Annotated in this window: 22 protein-coding genes; 9 read left to right on the forward strand and 13 right to left on the reverse strand. The window is 40.7% G+C overall.

Going from position 1 to position 22,401, the window contains the following annotated elements; all coding sequences use genetic code 11:
* Positions 1 to 255 precede the first annotated feature (255 nt).
* From WC743_RS23160 to WC743_RS23185, 6 genes are all read right to left on the reverse strand, one after another.
* Complete coding sequence (locus WC743_RS23160; RefSeq protein ID WP_373015936.1) at positions 256 to 954, reverse strand: peptidoglycan DD-metalloendopeptidase family protein; 699 nt, start codon at positions 952 to 954, stop codon at positions 256 to 258.
* 6 nt (positions 955 to 960) lie between these two features.
* A complete protein-coding gene (gene rbfA / locus WC743_RS23165) occupies positions 961 to 1,338 on the reverse strand; it encodes a 30S ribosome-binding factor RbfA (RefSeq protein WP_373015937.1) in 378 nt (125 codons plus the stop codon).
* A 168-nt stretch (positions 1,339 to 1,506) separates the two neighbouring features.
* Positions 1,507 to 2,736, reverse strand: a complete 1,230-nt coding sequence (locus tag WC743_RS23170; RefSeq protein WP_373015938.1) for an FtsX-like permease family protein — start codon at positions 2,734 to 2,736, stop codon at positions 1,507 to 1,509.
* Positions 2,737 to 2,768: 32 nt separating this feature from the next.
* Positions 2,769 to 3,404, reverse strand: coding sequence for an MBL fold metallo-hydrolase (locus WC743_RS23175; protein ID WP_373015939.1), 636 nt, complete (start codon positions 3,402 to 3,404; stop codon positions 2,769 to 2,771).
* Between the two features lie 94 nt (positions 3,405 to 3,498).
* Positions 3,499 to 4,101 (reverse strand): gliding motility lipoprotein GldD, encoded by a 603-nt coding sequence (gldD, locus tag WC743_RS23180; RefSeq protein WP_373015940.1) that lies wholly within the window; start codon positions 4,099 to 4,101, stop codon positions 3,499 to 3,501.
* Positions 4,083 to 4,874 carry a shikimate dehydrogenase gene (locus WC743_RS23185; RefSeq protein ID WP_373015941.1) on the reverse strand — a complete coding sequence of 264 codons (792 nt, stop codon included), beginning with the start codon at positions 4,872 to 4,874 and terminating at the stop codon, positions 4,083 to 4,085. The genes gldD and WC743_RS23185 overlap by 19 nt, the downstream gene beginning before the upstream one ends.
* Positions 4,875 to 5,352: 478 nt before the next feature.
* On the opposite strand from WC743_RS23185, the gene WC743_RS23190 reads away from it, so the two are divergent.
* Complete coding sequence (locus WC743_RS23190) at positions 5,353 to 6,561, forward strand: glycosyltransferase (RefSeq protein ID WP_373015942.1); 1,209 nt, start codon at positions 5,353 to 5,355, stop codon at positions 6,559 to 6,561.
* Here WC743_RS23190 and WC743_RS23195 read toward each other — a convergent pair.
* The 7 genes from WC743_RS23195 to WC743_RS23225 form a co-directional block, all read right to left on the reverse strand.
* On the reverse strand, positions 6,548 to 7,396 hold the full coding sequence (locus WC743_RS23195; protein WP_373015943.1) for a transglutaminase family protein: 849 nt from the start codon (positions 7,394 to 7,396) through the stop codon (positions 6,548 to 6,550). The genes WC743_RS23190 and WC743_RS23195 overlap by 14 nt on opposite strands.
* A 4-nt stretch (positions 7,397 to 7,400) precedes the next feature.
* Positions 7,401 to 8,123 (reverse strand): peptidase, encoded by a 723-nt coding sequence (locus WC743_RS23200; RefSeq protein ID WP_373015944.1) that lies wholly within the window; start codon positions 8,121 to 8,123, stop codon positions 7,401 to 7,403.
* 21 nt (positions 8,124 to 8,144) lie between these two features.
* Positions 8,145 to 9,125, reverse strand: coding sequence for a transglutaminase domain-containing protein (locus tag WC743_RS23205; RefSeq protein WP_373015945.1), 981 nt, complete (start codon positions 9,123 to 9,125; stop codon positions 8,145 to 8,147).
* A 17-nt stretch (positions 9,126 to 9,142) separates the two neighbouring features.
* Entirely contained in the window at positions 9,143 to 10,078 is a 936-nt protein-coding gene (locus WC743_RS23210; RefSeq protein WP_373015946.1) for an alpha-E domain-containing protein, read from the reverse strand.
* A gap of 125 nt (positions 10,079 to 10,203) precedes the next feature.
* Positions 10,204 to 11,652 (reverse strand): circularly permuted type 2 ATP-grasp protein, encoded by a 1,449-nt coding sequence (locus WC743_RS23215; protein ID WP_373015947.1) that lies wholly within the window; start codon positions 11,650 to 11,652, stop codon positions 10,204 to 10,206.
* A gap of 446 nt (positions 11,653 to 12,098) precedes the next feature.
* Complete coding sequence (locus WC743_RS23220; RefSeq protein WP_373015948.1) at positions 12,099 to 13,640, reverse strand: SulP family inorganic anion transporter; 1,542 nt, start codon at positions 13,638 to 13,640, stop codon at positions 12,099 to 12,101.
* 303 nt (positions 13,641 to 13,943) lie between these two features.
* Positions 13,944 to 14,594 carry an autotransporter outer membrane beta-barrel domain-containing protein gene (locus WC743_RS23225; protein WP_373015949.1) on the reverse strand — a complete coding sequence of 217 codons (651 nt, stop codon included), beginning with the start codon at positions 14,592 to 14,594 and terminating at the stop codon, positions 13,944 to 13,946.
* Positions 14,595 to 14,834: 240 nt separating this feature from the next.
* Here WC743_RS23225 and WC743_RS23230 point away from each other — a divergent pair, with 240 nt between their 5' ends.
* From WC743_RS23230 to WC743_RS23265, 8 genes are all read left to right on the forward strand, one after another.
* Positions 14,835 to 16,439 (forward strand): Na+/H+ antiporter, encoded by a 1,605-nt coding sequence (locus WC743_RS23230; protein ID WP_373015950.1) that lies wholly within the window; start codon positions 14,835 to 14,837, stop codon positions 16,437 to 16,439.
* Positions 16,440 to 16,555: 116 nt separating this feature from the next.
* On the forward strand, positions 16,556 to 17,038 hold the full coding sequence (locus WC743_RS23235) for a DUF4440 domain-containing protein (RefSeq protein ID WP_373015951.1): 483 nt from the start codon (positions 16,556 to 16,558) through the stop codon (positions 17,036 to 17,038).
* A gap of 143 nt (positions 17,039 to 17,181) precedes the next feature.
* Entirely contained in the window at positions 17,182 to 17,994 is an 813-nt protein-coding gene (locus WC743_RS23240) for a DUF6597 domain-containing transcriptional factor (protein WP_373015952.1), read from the forward strand.
* A 408-nt stretch (positions 17,995 to 18,402) separates the two neighbouring features.
* Positions 18,403 to 19,173 (forward strand): isocitrate lyase/phosphoenolpyruvate mutase family protein, encoded by a 771-nt coding sequence (locus WC743_RS23245; protein ID WP_373015953.1) that lies wholly within the window; start codon positions 18,403 to 18,405, stop codon positions 19,171 to 19,173.
* A gap of 45 nt (positions 19,174 to 19,218) precedes the next feature.
* Positions 19,219 to 19,599 carry a DUF4440 domain-containing protein gene (locus WC743_RS23250; protein ID WP_373015954.1) on the forward strand — a complete coding sequence of 127 codons (381 nt, stop codon included), beginning with the start codon at positions 19,219 to 19,221 and terminating at the stop codon, positions 19,597 to 19,599.
* A gap of 185 nt (positions 19,600 to 19,784) precedes the next feature.
* On the forward strand, positions 19,785 to 20,561 hold the full coding sequence (gene xth, locus WC743_RS23255) for an exodeoxyribonuclease III (RefSeq protein WP_373015955.1): 777 nt from the start codon (positions 19,785 to 19,787) through the stop codon (positions 20,559 to 20,561).
* A gap of 42 nt (positions 20,562 to 20,603) precedes the next feature.
* A complete protein-coding gene (locus WC743_RS23260) occupies positions 20,604 to 21,104 on the forward strand; it encodes a cupin domain-containing protein (RefSeq protein ID WP_373015956.1) in 501 nt (166 codons plus the stop codon).
* A 245-nt stretch (positions 21,105 to 21,349) separates the two neighbouring features.
* A complete protein-coding gene (locus tag WC743_RS23265; RefSeq protein WP_373015957.1) occupies positions 21,350 to 22,375 on the forward strand; it encodes a hypothetical protein in 1,026 nt (341 codons plus the stop codon).
* The last annotated feature ends 26 nt before the right edge of the window (positions 22,376 to 22,401 follow it).

A 22,401-nucleotide genomic window follows, 5' to 3' on the forward strand; every position in this document is an offset into this window, starting at 1 on the left:
GCGCATTTCTTCCTGCATGGCTTCCCTTAGCGCTTCCCTGAATTGTATTTCTCTCATTATATTATTAAAATGAAGTTTTTTTGCGATGGCAAATATAAGCACTAATGTGTAAAATGCAATTGGCTATGTAACACTGATAAGGTATTTATCTATTAATTGTTACATTAATTTAACTAAACCCATTTAATTGAAATATTCTTAGATAAAACATGGCTAAAACGGGGTTGTAATAGTGCGTTGTTTTCCTTTAGAGTATTAAAATTTATCTAAAAATTGCAATATTAATTCCGGGTTGGGTATGTTTTGCAGAAATTTCTCTTTTTCGGAATACTTGCCCACTCCGGGATAATCTCCATAATTATCGCCGATATCAAGCATTAACTGAAAGTGCAGGTGCGGCGGCCAGTTACCATTTTCCTGAGCAGTGCCCAGGGCGGCTATTTGTTGGTTCAGGTTAATTGGCTGTCCAACTTCCAGTCCAGCCAGACTCGCCCTGCTCAAATGCCCGTACAGGCTAAATAAAGTTAAACCATCCAAATTGTGCTGCAGGATTATAGTGGGGCCGTAATCGCCATGGTTATTATTATCAGCAAAGCTGTGTACCTTCCCGTTTAAAGGCGCATAAATGGGTATCCCTGCATCACCCCAAATATCTACACCAAGGTGCAGGCGGCGGGGTTCGTCTTCGGTATCAAATAGTGTACTGCGGGTGTAAATGGTTCGGTGCTCCATGTAGCCGCCAATGCCATAGCGGCATTGGTTATCGGCAAGCTTTTGGGTGATCCAGTTACTAAAGGCTGCTGTGTTGACAACCAGGTCGGCCGTTAATTCGGTATTGGCAACTGTAAGATCAAGCGGGTAAAGCCGGTCATGTACGGGGTTATAATCCACCACCTTGCCTATCTCTGGCCGATGGTTTTTTATATAAGCTGCTAATGCTGCGGTAGCATCCATAAAAGCTTAGTTGTCTTCGGTATCCGGCTGGCGCTCTTCCTTGCTTATTTTGTCAAATATCTTATCCATACGTTCAACGTATTCGCTGGTATCGTCAATAAAAAATTCAAGCTGTGGAATTATCCTTACCTGGTCTTTAATGCGGGCACCCAGTTTATACCTTATTTCTGACGCGTGCGATTTTATGGTTTGTAAAGCCAACTGGCCATTGGCATTGTTAAAAAAGCTCAGAAAGACACGGGCTATAGCCAAATCTGGCGTTACCCTAACTTTAGTAATTGTAACCAATGTATGTGGCAGATAATTCATACCCTCACGTTGAAATATAGCTGCCAGGTCCTGTTGGATTACTCCGGCAAATTTTTGCTGACGTTTTGATTCCATAGTAATAATTAACGCCGGTTAGGCAAATGAGTTTGTTTTATTTATGATAGGCAATTTATAAAGCTACTGAATTGAAAACGCCTTGCAAATTGTATTTATAATTTATGTTGTTTTGGTGACGGTACAAATCGGTTTCCTATTTATCTAATTGTCTTTTTCCTTTATTTGCTATAGGTCTTGCTTTATCTCGTCCAGTCGTTTAACACTTAGCCTTGCGCTAATGCTCGATGCTATAACCGCAATTGCTATAACAGTTAAAAATACCAGCACAAAATCGCTAATGCTAAATGCAACCGGATAGGCATCCAATACAGAGGTTTCGGAGCCCATTTTTATTAGGCTGAACTGTTGCTGTATCAGGCAAATTATAAAACCTATTACAATACCAATGACGCACCCTATAACAGAGATCATCATCCCCTCGAAAAAGAAAATGCCCTGTATGAGCTGTTTGTTAGCGCCCAGGCTTGTAAGTATGGCTATGTCTTGTCGTTTATCCATTACCAGCATGGTTAATGAGCCAATAATGTTAAATATGGCTATAATCATAACAAAAACCAGGATCATGAAAATAGACCAGCGTTCGTAATTAATGGTTTTATATAGCTCAGTATTCTGTTCTTTACGGTTTTTTACTACGAAGTTGCTGCCGGCCTTTTCAGTAATCTCATCCTGCATATCGCTGATGTCGGTTCCGGGCTTAAAATTAATTTCCAGAGATGATACCTTGTTTGGCTCATCGAGTAAATCGCGGGTAAACTCTATTGGCGTTATAATGATGTCATCAAAATCTTGCTGTATGGCAAACACACCCGATGGCATAATTGAACGGAACACAAAATCATTCATTGGGTTTGTTGAATTGCCGGCTGTGCGCTTTGGCGAAAATATTTGCAATGCATTAAATTGGTTCTTTAAGCTTACGCCCAGGCTACCCTGTATGGTTGAGCCTATTACACCATAAAAATTATTGTTGCTATCCTTAAGTGTGAAAGATCCTGTTTGTATGGTGCTATCTAACTGTTTACCTTTTAAAAAATCATCACTTACACCTTTAACCGTGCCAATAAAAGTTCTGTTACCATATTGTATAAGGGCTTTTTCTTCTAATACTTGTGTGTATGATACTATGCTTTTATCCTTTTTTAAGGCATTAAAATAAGTGCTGTCCGGATCAAAGGTTTTGCCTCGTGTAGGCTCTATTTTAAGTTCGGGGGTGAAATTGCTGTATAGCGAAAGTATAACTTTTTCTAACCCGTTAAATACCGACAGGATGATGATAAGTGCCGCGCTGCCCACCAAAACACCAAGCATAGATATGCCTGATATAATGTTGATGGCGTGCGTCTGTTTTTTGCTAAACAGGTACCTTTTGGCTATGTAGATAGATGTATTCAACCAGGGTTATTGTTAACGGATGCGTTTATAACTTACAAATACGGATTATGTTTTTTTTCGTACCCTATGGTTGTTTCGGGGCCGTGACCGGGATATACTGTACAATCATCGGGCAGCGAAAAAAGTTTTTCTTTAATGTTCTGTATCAGTAAATTGTAGTTGCCTCCCGGCAAATCAGTACGGCCAATGCTGCTTCTGAATAATACATCACCGCCTACAAGCAAATTGGCATCCTTATCATAAAAGCATAAGTGGGCAGGTGAATGGCCCGGCGCAAATATTAATTGTAGCTCAGTATTACCAAAGCTGATGGTGCCGGTTTCCGGCAAGTATTCATCTGGTAGCGGCGATGGCTCATATCTGAAACCCATTGCCGGTGCATAGGCAATAACAGCTTCTAATACCTCACTCTCGCCAATATGGAACTTTGGTTTTAAGCCGTATTGGTCAAAAACAAATTTGTTGCCAAGCACGTGGTCAACATGGCAATGGGTGTTAAGCAGTAAAACAGGCTTAAGATTATTGGCTTTAATAAAGTTTACTACCGTATTTTGTTCGGCAGCGGTATACATACCGGGGTCAATAATTACGCACTCCAAACTATCATCATACAAAATGTATGTGTTCTCCTGGTATGGGTTGTTTACAAATGATTGAATATTGGCCATGGGTGCAAAAGTAGGGTATTAGGCTGAAAGCAAAAAGCTGAAAGCCGAAAGCATTTATTTGGTGCTTTTAGCTTTTAGCCTTCCGCTTTAAGCTTTATTTCCACCTTAATGTTTTTATCAGCACATCAACATCCTTTTTAAGGAAGGTAAGTACCGGCTTAATAGAGTCAAGACGTGGTTCGGAGTTAAAGTACAGGGCGCCGCGCAGGTAATGACGGCGGGTGCTGTCTGTTAAATAAAACTGTGCCGATGACGCGGCATTGCCCTCAATAGTGTAATAAATGCCGTAAACATTCCTTTCGGGAAAGGAAATAACGCCTTCATCTATAGAGGTTGCCTTAACGGTGTGCTTAAAGCTCAATTTGTGGGCGTCCTCAATCAACTCATTAAATTCTTTTTTTGATGAAACAGGCTCGTAAGTTAAATGCAGTGTTGCATTAAATTGAGGGTATTGCAAATTCATCCAGCAAGGCTTTGCCTTTGCAGACCTGTCTGGCTCAAAGTGCGCGTATTGGGGATAGTCAAATGTAAAAGGGCAGCCTTCGGTGTAGGGCTGATAGGCTTTTTCAGGGAAAACTATTCTATAAAAGCCCCGTGGCTTAGGAGAATAATCCTGGTTGCCACCGCATGCGGTAATGAATAATACGGTTACTAAAGCGGCTAAAATTTTCACAGGTGCTATTCTTCTAAATTCCATATTTCCCAGGCTTTTTCAGCCTGCAATACTAACATTTCATATCCGTTCTTTGTAGTGGCCCTGCGCTCCGCTCCCTTTTGCAAAAATAAGGTTTGGGGAGGGTTATATATCAAATCGAATAATAAATGGCTGCTGGTTATTGCCTCGTATGGTATTGGCGGGCATTCATCAACATTTGGGTAAGTACCAATTGGTGTTGTATTAATAATTAGTTTATGATTGGCAATGTGTTTATCGGTTAGGTCTGTAAATAACAGGTTGCCCGGTTTTGGTTTACGGGTAACACATACATAATCAATCCCTTTGTTTTCCAGTACACATTTAACCGCTCTTGCGGCCCCGCCATCGCCCAGTATCAGTGCCTTATCATGGTCGCTGGTTAACAGCGGACTAATTGATCCATCAAAGCCATTTATATCTGTATTGTATCCTTCCAGCCTAAAGTCATGCCCCTTAATACCAACCTCGCCAGAGAATGCCGCCGATATAGGGCTTTCTGAAATTACTTTTATGCAGTTAACCGCCCCGGCATGTTTGGCATCATTCTCAATCCAATCCAGGTGCTGTAAAACACTAACCTTATGAGGGATTGTAACGTTTAAACCACAAAGATTTGGGTGGGCATGCAGCAGGGCCGGGAGGTCGTCAATATTTTCCAGTGGATATAATTCATAGGTGGCGTCGGCGATCTTTTCCGTTGCAAATTTTTCGGTAAAATACTTTTTTGAGAATGAGTGCGAAAGCGGATAGCCAATGAGCCCGTACTGTTTCATATGGTGTACAATTATATAATACTACAGCAGCGTTTTGCAATGCTGTTTTACAGTAACGGTAATATTAGTAACAATGTGCGGAGATTTATAATTTATTTTAATAGTTAGCAAGGCCTACGCCTTTTAAGGGTTAATACAAATTGAAAAACTAAAGTTAACATGATAATTCTACCATGGTTCAAGCGCTATCTATTAATGTTTGTAAGCTTCTGACATGATATTAAACAATTGTATTTACTATATTAGCGAATAGGTTTTTAACAACTTAAACTAAGTTTTTATTTGGTAATGCATTATTTATTAATGTTTTATCTTTTTTATTTTATGCTGCTCAATTCCATATATTTTATACTGTTTACATAGTTGTTATAACTTATACTTCGTATCCCTTTATAAAATATGCTGGTTTGATGGCTCCGGATAAATTAGTATCCAATTGATATATGGTTATTTTATTATTTAGAAACAGATATTCAGCATGTTAAACAATAGGAATATATTGTGCATTGCCGGCAATGAATGGCATGGTAACTACATTAAGCCCGTGGTTGAATTAATGAAAGTGCTTTCTGTTACTAATAAAATACTATTTGTTGATAATGCCTATACTTATAAAGATGCTTTATTTGGCGTAAACAATAAGGCCCCGGTTGATTTTAAACAAGCGTTTGGTTTAAAACCAAGGCTTAAAGAAATACACACCGACAATGGGGGAATTGTTTACTGGCTAACTCCCCCGCTGGCTTTCCCGGTAAGTTTTTTATCTAAGGGATTTGCCTATGATGTAATGATAAAGTACAATGCCTGGTTGCTTCGTAAGCTGGTAAAGAAAACCCTGCAAAAACTGGACATGAACCACGATCTTATCAATTTTACCTCATTTAACCCGGCTATGGGTGTTATGAATGGGCGTAAGTTTGGTGAACGCTCTTTAATATATCATTGCTATGATGAAATAAAAGGAGCAAACACCTGGCTAAGAAAACATGGTGAACGGATGGAAGAGGCATTTTTAGCCATTGCCGATGCTACCATTGTAAGTTCAAAAGGATTATATGAGAGTAAAAAGCCATACACCAAACGTTGCTTTATTGTAAAGAACGCGGTTAAAGCCGAACTGTTTAAGCAAGGGTTAAATGAGGCCATTAATAAAGACAAGCAGGTAATTGGCTTTGTGGGTACCATTGATTATCGTATGAACTATGATATAGTTACCTATTTGATAGAGAAACTGCCAAAAGCTGAATTTGTATTTGTTGGCCGCACGCTGAATGAAGAAGGTGCAAAATTATTAAAGAGCTATCCAAACGTTACGTTTGTTGGGCCTAAAAACCCCGAAGAACTGCCATCTTATTTAAAAAACTTTTCAGTAGCCATTATTCCATATGTGAATGATAAGTTAACAAGTGGTATATACCCCATGAAGATTAACGAATACCTTGCTGCGGGGCTGCCTGTAATAAGCGCCCGGTTTGGCGATATGACAGATTTTGAAGTTGTTATTCAACTGGCAGATAATAAAGAGGACTTTTTGCAATACGTTATCTCTGAAATAAGTAGTAACTCGCCAGAGAAACAGCAAGCCCGTATTAAAGTAGCCGAAGGAAACACCTGGGTAAAACGGGCCGAAGAATTATCTGCAGCCATTGAGCAAACCGAAAGGGAATTATACCCTACAGGTAAGTAATCCCATCAAATATTGACCGGGTATAGTAAATTGGTTTAAAGGGTTTGTCATCTACAAACTCACAGGCTACTTTAATGTTGGTGCAAAACACATCGCCAAATATGCTGGCTATCGCGGCATCGGCGGCATCCCGGCCGGTAGCTATTTTAACCAATCCGTTTAAGGGGATAAGCCTCGTGGCATCAAACAAAACCCAATCGCCACCTAAATAGGCCTCAAAGCAGGCATGAAAATCCGGCGGGTTTAATTGGTAAGCATACCCGGTAAAATAACGTGCGGGTATAGTAAGTGCACGGCACAAGGCAATGCCCAAATGTGCAAAATCACGGCATACACCCGCCTGTTGGGTAACAGTATCATAGGCAGATGTTTCTGAATTGGTAAAGCCGCTTAAGTATTCTACATTTTTATGGATCCAGTCGGTAACGGCAAACACCTGCTCAAATGATGTGCTGATGTGGCCAAAAGTGTTGTTTGCTAAACGATATAACTTATCCGACTGGCAATAACGGCTGGGGTTGAGGTAAGTTAATACTGCCGGATCAAACCTGCTCACCGGGATCTCTTCTACATTGGAGTGGTCTTTTACCTCATAGTAGTTATCAACAGTAGCCTCATATTTTATGCTGATGGTGCCGGTATCAGGGATGTCTAACCTAACAAAACGGTTCTCACCATTTACGGCGGTTAGCTCTTCTATCTTAAAATAGGGCTCAATGCTTAGTTTCTCATCCAGTACGGTTTGGTGGGCTGTTCTTAGTGCGTGTATATTTAGTATCAACGTGCTTGGCGCTTTCACTTCATAATCTAACTCCGCCGATACTTTAAATTTCATTCTGTTATTTTGGTAATTTATCAAACGCTTTATCCATCCACTCCCCCGGAATATTCAGCAAGGCATTTTTTAATTCATCGTCCCATTGTGCCGATATATCTGCCATATCTTTTTGCGTATAACGCTGATCTATCAATTGAAAGGTTCCCTTTTTATAAAGCGCCACATCAATAGGGAAATCAACATTATTGCTGCTTACCCGTGTTGAGTCAAACGACAAAAAACCCGCTTTTAAGGCCAGCTTCATATCCGAATCTTCATTTAGTATGCGGTTAAGAATAGCCTTGCCATGCCCCGAGTTACCTATTACTACAAAGGGCGCGCCAAGCCCCAGTTCTACCCAGTTCCCTTCGGGATAAAGCAAAAATAGCTTATGCTCATCGTCGCCTTCAAGCTGCCCGCCAATAATTGTGTTCAGGTCAAACTTAAAACCGGCTTTTTCTAAGGTCGCCCTGTCCTCGTCAGCTACACGCCTTACTTGTTTGCCAAACGCGTTTACTGCCTGGTACAGCTTATTAAATTCAGAGGTTTCCAGTATTTCATCAAAATAAACAATGGCCTTATCTCTTACAGAGCGCAAGCCGCTGGTCATGATAAACATAGAGGAATGTTCCTTTTGCAGGATGCTGATCTTCTTTTTTATGGTAGTATCTGTCCCGGTGGTAACGCGGGTATCGGCAATGGCTATTAAGCCTTCTTTAACTTTAATTCCTAAACAGTACGTCATCTTCTTTAAATATATAAACCCTTATTGCTGCTGCTGTTGTTGCTGCTGCTGCTGCACAATCTCCATATACCTGGCATAACTGTTTCGTGAAGCAGTAGTTTCGGTTTTGGAGACTGTTGATGCGGTAAATATATCTTTTTCTTCGGGTAAATGGTTGTCTTCATAGCCAACCGAAACAGATACCTCCAGCTTGTGGTTTGCCGAACCTTTGTACACACCCTTAACCGGCGAGCAGTCAGAGAAATTGCGGCCTACAGCCAATCTTACATGCATTTCATTGGCAACACAATTGTTGGTAGGGTCAATCCCTAACCAGCCGTACCCCGGTATGTAAGCTTCTGCCCATGCATGGGTGGCGCCTTCGCCTCTCATGCCGTCGCGGTTAGGGCAAATGTATCCGCTTACATACCGGGCAGGAATACCCACCAGGCGCAGCATCACCATTAAAAGATGTGCAAAATCCTGGCAAACACCGGCTTTTATTTTCCATATCTCGTCAAGGGTAGTTTCAACGGTGGTTACGCCCTTTATGTATTCAAAGTTCTTGTATACATACTGGCAAAATTTAAGGGCGGTATGATATGGAGTATCTTCAGTTTTGCGCTCGTTTTCAACAACGGGCCGTAATTCAATTAATCCTTCAAAATACTCTTGTTTTAAAAAGTCAATATAGGGTACTATGTATCTCAGGTTAAACAGTTCGTTCCATTGCTCTGATGCAAACATGTTATCAACCGGGAGTGGCCTCACATGTGTATTCACCAGTAATTGCGAATTAATAATGAGTTGGTTATGCGGCTCGGTATTGGTAAAGCTGCCTACCTCGTTACCATAATAATCAACATAAGTATCTACCTGGGGGTTACCCGTTATAACAAGGTCATGCTTAATAACATCCTGGTAAATGTCAACAATAGGAAACAGTATGATATTGTTGGCGCTATCGCGAACAAAGTTATCATAGGAGTATTTGGTGATATGCTGTATTTTAAATTCTGGCATAGTGTCAATTTTTTTGATCAGGAATTTGCAAAATAATATTCATTAAGCGCGTTACCTATATGGTACAGATCTTCTTTTACTCGTATAAGGTACTGGTGTAACCCTTCCTGGCTTATGCTTTTTACCGAGCTGTATTTAATACTGCTTTGCAGCCTGCCAATATGAAAGGATATCTCTCGGTAATCGTTCACATTACTGTTATTCTTGAGCCTGTCGAAATACCGCTGAATGCTGTTAACGGAGTAGATAACCGACCGTGGAAAATCATTATTAAGAATAACCAGCTCCAGTACATTCTGCGCCTCCAAACCGCCGCGATAGGTTTTTTGGTAAAGCTCATACCCGCCTATAGACATCAATAAGTGTTTCCAGTAGGTGATATCTGTAAGCAGGTTGGGGTTATTATTTAACGGGCCGTATTTAACATCCAAAATATCTATTGATTGGATAGCGCGCTCCAGGTACTTGCCAATATTCATAAAGCTGCGCCCCTGACCACGCTCCATGGTGATCTCGGCAGTGCCATAATATAGCATAACCTGCTTTATTAAAACATCAAGCACGCCTATAGGGTCGTCCTTTTTTAAACCGGCTGCTATTTTTGGCTCTTTAACGGTATGGTAGTACTCATTAAGGCACTGCCACAAATCTTTTGGGATATGTTCCTGTACACTGCGGGCGTTTTCACGGGCAAGGGTTATAATGTTAAGGATAGAGTTATTATTATCCTTATCAGTAACCATGTACTTTAATACGGCACGGCTATCGTTTCCCAGCCGCTCCATAAGTTCCTCATCCGGGCCCGAAAAAATACGGATCACAGGCTCCCAGGTAAACCCCGCTACCGAGTCTTGCGATGAAGCATAATTGATCTTCAGCATTCTTAAAATACCGTCGCTACGTTCAATATACCGGCTTAACCAATAAAAACTTGCTGCTACCCTGCTTAACATAGCTGCCCCCCAACCCCCTGAAGGGGGAGATTTTGATTTATATTATTTGCTATTTTGAATAACATGTCTTGTTTCTTGATTCATATATCTTACTTCAAATCCGGCTCCCCTTCAAGGGCTGGGGGTTACGCAAGTACCCACGTGTCTTTACTACCACCGCCCTGCGAGCTATTAACTACCAGCGAGCCTTCTTTTAGCGCTACGCGGGTTAAGCCGCCGGGTACAATTTCAATGCCGTCCGGCCCGCATAAAGCATAGGGGCGCAGGTCAATACGCCTTGGCTGCACCGCCCCGCCAATATAACATGGCGCTGCCGATAGGCTGATTGTTGGTTGTGCAATAAAATTTCTTGGATCTTTTAATATCTCCAGTTTGTACTTCTCAATTTCTTCTTCTGTTGATGCATGCCCCATTAACATACCATAGCCACCGCTTTCATTGGTTTTTTTAACCACCATGGTGTTAATATTCTTGAACACATGATCGCGCTCATCCTTATTACTCAGGCGATGGGTGGGTACATTCTTTAGTAGCGGCTCCTCGTTCAGGTAGTACTTGATCATATCAGGTACATATATGTAGGTAGCCTTGTCATCGGCCACCCCGTTACCAACGGCATTAACAATAGCTACGTTGCCTTTGCGATAAGCACCCATGAGGCCGGCTACACCCAGCACGCTGTTAGGGTTAAACACCAGCGGATCTAAGAATTCATCATCAACACGGCGGTAAATAACATCAACCTGCTGCAGGCCGGTGGTGGTTTTCATATAAACCTTGTGGTTGTTCACTACCAGGTCGCGGCCTTCAACCAGTTCAACACCCATCAAGCGGGCAAGTGTGGTGTGCTCAAAATAAGCAGAGTTATATATACCCGGACTAAGCAGTACGATAGTTGGGTTGCTAATTTGCCTTGGCGATAACGATAGCAGGTTTTTATACAGGATAGATGGGTACTCGGTAACGCTCCTTACACCGCAATTTGGCAGCAGATCTGGAAACAAACGTTTGGTTATCTCCCTGTTTTCCAGCATATAGCTTACGCCTGATGGGGTGCGCAGGTTGTCTTCCAGCACATAAAAAGTTCCGTCGTGGTCGCGGATCAGGTCAATACCGGCTATGTGCACATATACATCATAGGGTACATTTAACTGGTACATTTCCCGCAGAAAATGTGGGCAGGAGTACACAATGTCAATAGGGACAATCCCGTCTTTAACAATAAACTGGTTGTGATAAATGTCTTTTAGGAAAAGATTAAGCGCGGTAAGCCTTTGTTTAATGCCTTTTTCAATAAAAGCCCACTCACCTGATGTAATAACCCGCGGAATAATATCGAAAGGGAATATTTTTTCAATTCCTTCGCCGCTATTGTATACAGTAAAGGTAATTCCCTGGGTCATGAACAATCTTTTTGCCAATTCTTCCTTCTTTCCGAGGTCATCCGGTGATTCCTGAGCTAAATACTCAACTATTTTCTGATAATGATCGCGTACGGTGCTGTTTTCGCTGTGCATTTCGTCCCATACGCCGTTTATTAAATTGTATTTTTCAAAATGTTGCGATTTGTACATAAAAACTATCCTGATTAGTGCAGTAAAAACTCAAATATTATTAGGAATGCATGTAAATGATTATAAAACACTTCTAATTAATGATTTTTTTGGTAAATTATGAAAAAAAACATATAATTAATGCAAGATTTATATTAAATAATAATATTAATCTCATTTTTTTGAATGAATCTTATTCGGATTGTTGCTAATAATTATCTTTTGGCAGAAATAAGAGCCATAGATAATTGATAAACAAGCATGGCTGCACTGTGTTTGGTTTTTCAGAAACAATAAATTAAGCACAAAAAAGATACGGATTAACGCAGAAAAACACAAAAAGCTACAAAAAAATGCGGTCAGGCGGCTAATAAAACAAGGAATAGCAACAGGACTATTATTCCATCGCCGTAAACAAAAAAGGAGGGTCGATATTTATTCGGACCCCCTTTTTTGTTGAAGACAAACTACTTTACTTTATCTGTAGCTATGCTGTATGCAGGGTCTTCTATTACATTTACATCTATGATATCGGCTGCATTTTTAAGAAGCAGCCTGCAATCGGCGCTTAGGTGTTTAAGGTGGAGTTTTTTGCCTGCTTTACGGTATCTTTCTGTTAGTTTATTTAAAGCCTCAATGCCAGACATGTCTGCTATCCGGCTGTCTCTAAAATCAATAACCACCTCATTTGGATCGGTCATCACATCAAATTTTTCATTAAATGCTGTTACCGAGCCAAAAAATAATGGCCCGTATATTTCGTAATGTTTAACACCTCCGGCATCTGTATATTTCCTGGCCCTGATGCGTTTAGCGCTTTCCCACGCAAAAACCAATGCCGATATAATTACACCAATTAAAACGGCCAGAGCTAAATTATGCAACCAAATGGTAATGAGCGCTACAGTTATCCCAACAAAAACATCCTGCTTAGGCATCTTATTAATTATCCGGAAGCTAATCCACTCAAAGGTGCCTATTGCCACCATAATCATAACCCCGGTTAAAGCAGCCATGGGTAGTCGTTCTATAACAGGTGCTCCAAATAATATGATAAGCAAAATAGTAAGCGAAGCAATAATGCCCGATAGCCTTGCCCTTGCCCCGGCAGACAGGTTAACCAAAGTTTGCGCTATCATAGGGCAGCCGCCCATCCCAAAGAAAAAGCCATTTAATATATTGGCGCTGCCCTGGGCAATACATTCCCGGTTGCTATTGCCGCGGGTGGCGGTTATTTCATCTACCAGGTTCAGGGTTAATAATCCTTCTGTTAAACCTACGCCGGCCATGATCAGTGCATATGGGAAAATGATCTTTAAAGTATCCAGGTTAAAGGGCACTGCAGGGATATGAAAAGGAGGGAAGCCACCGCTTACTTCTGCAATATCTTTTACCGTTTTTGTGTGGATACCAAGGCCCAGCACAACAGCAAAAACTACCATGATGGCTACCAATGATGGGGGTACGGCCTTAGTGATACGTGGCAGTAAAAACACAATAGCAATAGTTAAGGCAACTAAGCCTGCCATAATAAACAATGGCGCCCCTGTAAGCCAGACTTCGTGCCCGTTCACTACCGTTTTAAATTGTTGCAGCTGTGCCATAAATATAACTACAGCCAACCCGTTAACAAAGCCATACATAACAGGCTGCGGAACCAGCCTTATAAACTTGCCCAGCTTAAATAAGCCTACAATTATTTGTATAACGCCTGCTAATGCAACGGCTGCAAAAACATAGTCAATACCATTTGATTTCATGAGCGCTATAAGTACAACTACTGTTGCGCCCGCCCCGCCCGAAATTAAACCCGGCCTGCCGCCAAATATGGCTGTAATTAGCCCCATAATAAAAGCGGCATATAGCCCAACCAAAGGTGGAAAACCAGCCAGGATAGCGAACGATAATGACTCGGGCATCATAGTCATGGCGACTGTTAACCCGGCTAAAATTTCATTTTTATAATTGATCTTCTGCGAAAGGTCAAAAAGTTGTAAATAAGGCTTCATCTTTAACTGTTAAGCATAAAAAAAACGGTAAAACAGCAAAGCATGCCGATAGAATAATGGATTAAAAACTCAATGCGGTGTAACCAGGCTAAATGAATTATTATCTGCCAAAATTATTAAAAATTGCATCTTATATTTATAAAAGGGAATTAAATAATCAGAAAACGGGTGCCATGGAATTACACGAACAATTTAAGTTCAATGGTGATAAGATCATTAAACTAACAGATATCAGTTAGATGATCATAAATCAGCCTTAAATCAAAAAAGATCTAAGGCTGATTAAGGGTTGTATTTGCTTAATTACCAAATGTAATTAACAGAAAAGATAAGTGAATTGGCAAAGCTTAAATTAAAGCTATTATAAGTCCCGCTTGTATTGCCGCTGCTCTTTTGATGCTGATAATCTAAATTGCCCATTGCAGCAGTAAGGCCTAATTTTTTTATAGGATAATAAACAAAATCGAGCCCTACACCGCCTGTATAAACATTACTGTTTGTGTTATAATTAGGCTGATTATTAATATTGTATGTATAAGATTGGCTTAATCGTTGGTAGCTAAGATGTGGGCCGGTGCGTATACCTATTTTGTTATCATACAAAAAGTATTTTCTTAACCTGATGGAGCTGAAGAAACTTTTGCCTGATTGGTTTTGTGGAGAGTACATATTGGTATCATACTTTTGGCTGCTGTATGAATATCCTACTGCCAAGCCAATATCCAGTTTATCTGCAATAAAGTAGCTGTAATTTGGCGAAATTGTGTAATTGTTTTGTTTTCCTTTAACCTCAGGATCGTAGTCGTTAGTGCTGTAATTAATACTCCTGGTTTTAAGGTCGGTGGTAGATAAACCAAAGCTTAATCCTACACTTTGATTGCCTTTTTCGGTTTGGGCTTTAGCTGCATTAATGGTGATAATTGATACGAATACCAAAAGGAGTTTTTTGTACATAAATGTTTAATAAGGTTTAATAATTTGATTAAGAATTGCGATTTTGACAGTGCCGAATGCCGTTAGTTTAACGCTATAAAGGCGATTGCCTGAATTTTTAACTAAAGCATTAGTTATGTGCGGGTTAAAATTTTATTTTTAGGATTCTGTTAATAATACGATGACATAAAACCGGTCAATTGGTGACATTTTAAACATTTACCTTATCTTACAGTTTAAATATATTATTTGAGTTGATAGATGCATGAAATTTTACTGCTTTGCCTGGGGCTGATCCTCAGCGTTTCTTTCCTGGTGGTGCTTGCTAATAAACTAAAGGTAGCATACCCCATTTTTTTAGTGATAGCAGGATTGGGCATCAGCTTTGTGCCCGGTATCCCCAATGTACATATTGACCCCGACGTGGTGTTCCTTGTTATTTTACCACCTGTACTGTTTGATGCCGCCCAAAATACTTCATGGAAGGCTTTATGGAAATGGCGGCGTATTGTTACCGTTATGGCCCTTGGGTATGTTTTGCTTACGGCAACCGCGGTAGCGTTTGTAAGCTATATGCTTATCCCTGGTTTTACATTGGCGCAGGGATTTTTACTGGGGGCCATTATTTCGCCGCCGGATGCGGCCGCCGCAACTTCAGTATTGCAATTTACCAGGCTGCCCAAAGGCATGGTATCTATACTTGAAGGGGAAAGCTTGCTGAACGATGCAACCAGTTTAACCCTTTTCAGATTTGCGCTTGCCGCCATTATAAGCAGCAATTTTGAATGGTATGATGCCGCATCGGGGTTTGTATTTGTAACCCTTTCGGGTATTGGTATCGGGTTGATATTGGGTTTAATATTTTATGCCATTTACCGCTGGCTGCCAACAACCTCTAACTTAGATATCGCTTTCGCGTTGGTATTGCCTTACCTTATCTATATCACGGCAGAGGAGCTGCATTCATCGGGCGTATTGGCGGTGGTAACCGGCAGTTTGTTCATATCCTATAGAAATCACTTTGTTTTAACACATACCAGCAGGCTTAAATCAAATGCGGTATGGCCGTCTATCGTATTTATATTTAACGCGGTGATTTTTTTTCTGATCGGGTTACAATTACCAGAAATTATCGGTGGCATAAAAGAAACTTCTTTGTATGATGCTTTCAGGATAGCGCTGATCATTACCGGGGTGGTTATCCTGGTAAGAATGTTTTCGGGGCTAATTTCGTCGCGGTTTACTACGTTCATCAGCAAGTATATTACCGTTGCCCAAAACCGGCCGGGTTGGCGAAACCCAACAATCATTGGTTGGGTAGGGATGCGTGGGGTAGTTTCTTTAGCATCGGCGTTGTCAATACCGCTAATGCTTAACAATCACGCTTTCCCAAATCGTAACCTCATACTGTTTATTACCTTTATCGTTATTATTGTAACGCTGGTTTGCCAGGGCCTTACCTTGCCATGGGTTATAAAATTAATAAAACCCGAGCCTGTTGACGATGATAAAGCCGATGACCAGCAGATTCTGGAAATTGAGTTGGCGCTGCTTTCCACGGCAGTAAAAGAAATAGGCGCTAAATACGAGGGCGACCTGAAAACCAATGATCTGTTAAAAAACAAATTTGAACTGCTAAAGTATAAGGTAGAACTTTATACCCAATCAAGGGATGACGAGAAGAAAAAGGTGGCTGTTAATAAAATGATAAGCCGGTTTAAGCATGTAATGACAGACATTATTGAACGTGAGCGCGAAAAGCTGCACGCCTTTAGAAAAAAGGATGGTTATGATGATGATATTATTTGGTTAATAGAAAACCGGCTGGATCTGGAGGAAGAGGGCCTACAGGAAGAGAGTGAATAGGTTATTAATATAGTCGCAATTTTTAAAAGATCAGGCTAAACAGTTCCTTTTTGTACAATTTGCTAATTTCCTTTTCAAGTAATTTTGATTATAAATTAAACGCTAAATAATTCAAAATGAAAAGAGGTATCTCCTTTGTCACTATTATGTTAGTGGCAGCTTTAAGTTTGTTTATAAACCAAAGTAACGCACAGTCTAAATCAGGTATAAGTATATCAGAAGCAAGAACAGCTATCGCCAAAAGTAACAGCATCTATTTTAAATCGTTCGTAAATAATGATCCGTCTGCTTTTGCAGATCGCTATGCGGAAGACTGCATTATAATGGTGCCAAATGCAAAGGCTTTGAAAGGGCGTAAAGGCGCGCTTGATTTTTTTAACATTGCTTATAACGATTTAGGCTTAAGGAATGGTAAATTTATTACCACAGATGTATATGGCCCTGGTAACGGCTATGTAGTTGAAGAGGGACTTTGGCAGTCGTTTGATAAGAATAACAAACTGTACGACAACGGAAAGTTCCTTGTTTTATGGAAAAAAACTAATAAAGGCTGGAAAATGTTCAGGGATTCTTTTAGTAGTGACAATAAAGCCAGGTAGTGTTTTACACCGGTTTATCTCCGGCTTAAATTTTTAAAGGCTTTCATATGAAAGCCTTTATTTTAAAAACAATACGATATTTTTACTGTACCATTAAGAATAGCAGCACCCATAAATAAATTTTAAGATCAAACTTTTATCAGGTGAACTTCAAACAATTTGCGCCATCTAATATATTAATGCCTTATATAAAGCACTATTATATTTTTGAATCAGATTCTGATATCGAGTTTGAAGACATCGTATTTCCAAGCGGCGATATGGAGGTGATCTTTAATTTGGGTAATGGTGTATGGGAATCATCTGTTGGCAATGAATTTTATAAAACACCTCAAATAGAATTATGGGGCCAGATAACCAAACCCTTAGCCATCAAGTCAAAGGGGAAGCATACCATGCTTGGGATCAAATTTTTTACACATTCCGCGGCTTACTTTTTTAACGATGAGATTGGGGTATTTAATGACCGCATCACAGACCTTTACGATGTATTAGGCAACCCGGCTAAAATATTGCACGCGCAGCTTTTAGAAACAAAAGACCAGGATAAAAGAATAGAAATATTAGAAGGCTTTTTGATAAAGAAACTAATAGGCGCTCAAAAAAGATTTGCCAGGATAGACAAGGTTGCCCATATTTTAATGAGTATAAAAAAGAACCCTGCAGAAAATAATCTGGGCAATATCGCGTCAAAACATGGCATTACCCCCCGTTACCTTCACAAGCTTATCTTACAAAATACCGGCCTTTCGCCATCTTCATTTAATAAAATAAACAGGTTTCAGTTCAGTCTTAAACTTATTGCTAAAAATAACCTGCCATTTACGGCTATTGCTTACAACTGTGGTTATTTTGATCAATCTCATTTTATAAGGGATTTTAAATCCTTTACCGGCCTTACCCCTTCGGCTTATATGGAAAATATTACGCCGGTTAACCAGTTGCTGCTGCAATAATAAACCTTACACTTTTTTAGCTGCATCTTTACTTCCGGGTATTAAAAATGCCGGTTAAAGCCCAATGTCATTATTTAAGGGATCTCTACCCCAGAGGGGTTAAAGCTTTGTAGACTAAAATCGAAATTATCTAATCCGTGCCATAGGTACGGAACCTTTGCGTTGCGTACCTACGGCACGCTAAAAACGCTATTTATATTTTCTACAAAGCTTTTACTCCTAACGGAGTATTTTGTCTTTCCTTAAATAATCACATTGGGTTAATGCCATGCGGCCTGTTTTAAATAACCTATCCTGAAATTATTTCGATCAACATATTATTACTGTTCCGCTTTATACAATTTTACTGTTTAGCACTGCAATATCTTTGTGCATACTATTTATTAAACATTATATAATCTGTATTTTATGAAATCTTTTGAAACATTTAAACAACTGCATCAGGGCCCAACCCCGTTCCTTTTAGGGAACGTATGGGACGTAAAAAGTGCCCAGGTATTTGAAGCTAACAATTATAAAGCAATAGGCATATCAAGTCAGGCATTATCAAATGCTTTTGGTTATGACGACGGCGAAAACCTACCGTTTGAGCTATTGCTTCAATTGGCTAAACGGGTATGTAAAGTAGCTTCTATCCCCTTTTCTGTTGATATGGAAGGCGGATATAGCCGCACCGTTCAAGGTATTTTGGAAAAGATAGACAAGCTGCATGACGCGGGAGTGGTTGGTATTAACCTGGAAGATACTATCCCGGGCGAGGTGCGTACTTTTCTGCCCGGTAACGAATTTGAGAAGATCCTGTCGGCGGTGGCAGATCATATCAGCAGGAACAATTTGAAACTTTTCTTAAACATCCGGACTGACGGGTTCCTGCTGGGCCTGCCAACAGCACTTTCTGAAACACTCACAAGGGCCAGAAGGTACGAAACTGCAGGTGCTGATGGAATATTTGTGCCTTGCATTACCAATAAAAACGACATTAAAGAGGTGGTAGAAGCCACAAGCCTGCCTGTTAATGTGATGTGCATGCCCAATTTGCCGGGCTTTGAAGAACTGGGGGAGCTTGGTGTAAAAAGGATCAGCATGGGGCCATTTCTTTTTAACAAGGCTTATGAAAACGTGGCAAACCTGGCAAAGGCAATTAATAACGACAAAAGCTTTACACCCCTATTTGCCTGATTTTTAGCTCATAAATTAATCACAAAATATAAAATTCAAAAAAAGATGAACCTACCAAAAAGAGCCGAAGATGCTCACGCAACACTTGCCGCCGCCTTTAATACCGGCGATGTAGCCACCGTAATGAGTATGTATGATGTAAACGGAATTATTGTACCCGAGCCAAACAAACCTGTATCAGGTGCGGCCAAATTCGAAGAATCAATAAAAGCAATTTTATCCATAAAGGGAAAAATGGAGATCAAAACCGTTTACTGCCTTGTTACAGCCGGCATCGCTTTAGGCCGGTCTGAATGGAGCATTACAGATGGCAACGAAGTAAAAATAAGCGCCAAAGGTATTGAGGTAATGAAACAACAAACTGACGGTACCTGGAAAATTGTTATAGACCAGGCATTTGGCGCCGAAGCTAACCTGGTAGCATAAAAAGCTAAACTGGTATAACCCCTGTAACCTAAACCGTTCTTAACAAAAAGCCTTAAGGTATTTTACCTTAAGGCTTTTTGTTAAGAATTACCCGCAGGCTAATTTTATTCATTTTAAAAAAGATCTGAAACTTTTATCCTTAATAAATATTAAGAACTTTATAAAAACAAAGTTTCAATTTTATCATGAAGATAGCTACCTATAACGTTAATGGTATTAACGGGCGTTTACCCGTACTGCTGCGCTGGCTTGAAGAAACAGCGCCCGATGTTGCCTGTTTGCAGGAACTAAAAGCGCCCGATGAAAAATTTCCGGAGCAGGCTATAAAAGATGCAGGTTATAGTGCCATATGGCACGGGCAAAAAAGCTGGAATGGGGTAGCCATATTAGCCCGGGGCACCGGTATTCAAGAAACAAGGCGCGGCCTTCCGGGTGATCCTGACGATAGCCATAGCCGCTATATTGAGGCCCTGGTTAACGGCATAACCATTGGCTGCCTTTATTTACCAAATGGCAACCCGGCCCCGGGCCCCAAGTTTGACTATAAATTACGCTGGTTTGAAAGATTGATTGCCCATGCGGCCGAGTTATACAGAGCTAACATGCCCGCAGTATTATTAGGTGATTATAATGTAATACCAACCGAACTTGATGCCTACAAACCCGAGCGCTGGGTGGAGGATGCATTGTTCCGCCCGGAAACCCGCGCGGCGTTTAAAGTACTTGTTGAACAGGGATGGACAGATGCCATACGCAAGCTTTACCCTACCGAGGTGATCTATACCTTTTATGACTATTTCCGTAATGCCTATGGCCGCAACGCGGGCTTACGTATAGATCATTTTTTGCTTAGTCCGCATTTGGATAGCCGCCTGGTAGCTGCCGGGGTTGACCGTAACGTGCGCGGATGGGAAAAAACAAGCGACCACGCACCGGTATGGATCGAGCTGGCCGATAAATAGCTGTTTTTGCCGACTCGTTATAAACGTAATTAAATCATCAATATGAAAAAGAAACAAAGTGTTACAGTGGTTGAAAAAGGAGCAGGGGCAATAGTTTCGGTAGTGGGCGATACGTACCGTATGGCAATAACAGGTAAGCAAACCAATGGAGATTTTGCCCTGATCGATATGTTGGTTCCGCCGGGCGGCGGGCCGGGGCCACACGCCCATCCGGCTTTCCACGAGACCTTTTATGTGCAGCAGGGCGAAGTGCAAATTAATAGCGAAGAGGGTACCTATATAGCTAAGGAGGGTACTGTAGTTCATATTCCTAAAGGTGGGATGGTGCATAGTTTTAAAAATAACACTGATAAACTTACCCGCCTGCTGTGCATAGTTGTACCGGCTGGCTTAGAAGAATTTTTTATGGAGTTTGGAAAACCTGTTGCCGCAAATACCTTTTTGCCGCCTGCAATGGATGAACAAACCATCAAAACATTGGAAGCACTTGCAGCAAAACATGGGATGCAAACTTTCCCTCCTGATTATTTGGATAAAAAGTAGTTAATCCAAAAAAGGCCTCTCAGATTTGTTTGAGAGGCTTTTTGTTTTACCGGCGCAAAGCAAAAATCATTTATGCCAAAACTGCAAATTATCTATACTGTGCATATTGTGTAAACATGGTATACAAAACTTGTAAAATATGCACAAATAAATATAAAACACATGCTTTGTATTAATTAATCGCCTAACTTAGAGTGTCTTAAGCGTCGCCTTTAACATTAACCGTTTCATTTTAATAAAACAATATGAAAACAAACCGGCCTTTAAACTCCTTAGCGCTGGCATTGGTACTGGTCATAAGCGCGGTTATTTGCTGGGAGATCTTTCTCCGGAATAAAGGACTAAAACCCGATTTTGATGATGGCCCGGAATTGTGGGCAGATAGACGGGCCATGGTTTACGAACCATCAAATAAAGCAACTGTTTTTATAGGCTCCTCGCGTATTAAGTATGACCTGGATATTGCTACATGGCAAAGTGTCACCGGCACCAATGCTATACAGTTAGCAATGGTTGGTTCATCACCACTCACCATGCTGAAAGACCTGGCCAACGACCCCAAGTTTAAAGGGAAGTTATTAGTAGATGTTACAGAAGTGCTTTTTTTCAGTGAGTCGCCGCGGGTATTTTTAACACCCGATGAGGCAATAAGCTACTATAACAAACGTACGCCCGCGCAAAAAGCAAGCTTTGAATTTGATAAGTTACTTGAGCCCAGACTGGCTATGCTTAATAAGGATTTTTACTCACTTAACGGCCTGTTAGATCATCTGTATGTGCCTAACCGGCAAGGGGTATACGCAGGGCTTGATTTCCCTATCGGTTTTGCAGAAACGCTTTACAGCAGGCAAACAAAAATGACAGATTCGTTTTTAAGCGATACCAACCGTGTAAATAAAGTAAGAGGGATATGGGGATTTGTGGCAAAGCTTAACCCAAAACCGCCCGTTACCGGTAAAGCGCTTGATGCTATTTTATCATCTGTGAAGCACGACGTTGACCGGATAAGGGCCAGGGGCGGTACCGTTATTTTTTTACGGACCCCATCAAGCGGGCCTTTTTTAATGGGCGAAAACATGGGTTATCCAAAGGCTAAATATTGGGCTAAATTACTGGCTGTTACCCAATGCAAAGGCATCCATTTTAGTGAGCACACCGCGCTGAATAAATTAGTATGCCCCGAGTTTTCTCATTTAGCCCCCAGTGATGCTGTAGTATATACAAAAGGTATTATTGATATCCTTAAAAAGGAAACAGACTGGAAATTATAATCCTGCAGATAAATATTAATTAAATA

This window comes from Mucilaginibacter sp., assembly GCF_041660805.1.
Lineage (GTDB): Bacteria > Bacteroidota > Bacteroidia > Sphingobacteriales > Sphingobacteriaceae > Mucilaginibacter.

Bases quoted from the DNA above. Each gene is read 5' to 3' on its own strand.
- WC743_RS23160 (WP_373015936.1), bottom strand. From the start codon at position 954: ATGGATGCTACCGCAGCATTAGCAGCTTATATAAAAAACCATCGGCCA.
- rbfA (WP_373015937.1), bottom strand. From the start codon at position 1,338: ATGGAATCAAAACGTCAGCAAAAATTTGCCGGAGTAATCCAACAGGAC.
- WC743_RS23175 (WP_373015939.1), bottom strand. From the start codon at position 3,404: ATGGCCAATATTCAATCATTTGTAAACAACCCATACCAGGAGAACACA.
- gldD (WP_373015940.1), bottom strand. From the start codon at position 4,101: ATGGAATTTAGAAGAATAGCACCTGTGAAAATTTTAGCCGCTTTAGTA.
- WC743_RS23185 (WP_373015941.1), bottom strand. From the start codon at position 4,874: ATGAAACAGTACGGGCTCATTGGCTATCCGCTTTCGCACTCATTCTCA.
- WC743_RS23190 (WP_373015942.1), top strand. From the start codon at position 5,353: ATGTTAAACAATAGGAATATATTGTGCATTGCCGGCAATGAATGGCAT.
- WC743_RS23195 (WP_373015943.1), bottom strand. From the start codon at position 7,396: ATGAAATTTAAAGTATCGGCGGAGTTAGATTATGAAGTGAAAGCGCCA.
- WC743_RS23200 (WP_373015944.1), bottom strand. From the start codon at position 8,123: ATGACGTACTGTTTAGGAATTAAAGTTAAAGAAGGCTTAATAGCCATT.
- WC743_RS23205 (WP_373015945.1), bottom strand. From the start codon at position 9,125: ATGCCAGAATTTAAAATACAGCATATCACCAAATACTCCTATGATAAC.
- WC743_RS23210 (WP_373015946.1), bottom strand. From the start codon at position 10,078: ATGTTAAGCAGGGTAGCAGCAAGTTTTTATTGGTTAAGCCGGTATATT.
- WC743_RS23215 (WP_373015947.1), bottom strand. From the start codon at position 11,652: ATGTACAAATCGCAACATTTTGAAAAATACAATTTAATAAACGGCGTA.
- WC743_RS23220 (WP_373015948.1), bottom strand. From the start codon at position 13,640: ATGAAGCCTTATTTACAACTTTTTGACCTTTCGCAGAAGATCAATTAT.
- WC743_RS23225 (WP_373015949.1), bottom strand. From the start codon at position 14,594: ATGTACAAAAAACTCCTTTTGGTATTCGTATCAATTATCACCATTAAT.
- WC743_RS23230 (WP_373015950.1), top strand. From the start codon at position 14,835: ATGCATGAAATTTTACTGCTTTGCCTGGGGCTGATCCTCAGCGTTTCT.
- WC743_RS23235 (WP_373015951.1), top strand. From the start codon at position 16,556: ATGAAAAGAGGTATCTCCTTTGTCACTATTATGTTAGTGGCAGCTTTA.
- WC743_RS23245 (WP_373015953.1), top strand. From the start codon at position 18,403: ATGAAATCTTTTGAAACATTTAAACAACTGCATCAGGGCCCAACCCCG.
- WC743_RS23250 (WP_373015954.1), top strand. From the start codon at position 19,219: ATGAACCTACCAAAAAGAGCCGAAGATGCTCACGCAACACTTGCCGCC.
- xth (WP_373015955.1), top strand. From the start codon at position 19,785: ATGAAGATAGCTACCTATAACGTTAATGGTATTAACGGGCGTTTACCC.
- WC743_RS23260 (WP_373015956.1), top strand. From the start codon at position 20,604: ATGAAAAAGAAACAAAGTGTTACAGTGGTTGAAAAAGGAGCAGGGGCA.
- WC743_RS23265 (WP_373015957.1), top strand. From the start codon at position 21,350: ATGAAAACAAACCGGCCTTTAAACTCCTTAGCGCTGGCATTGGTACTG.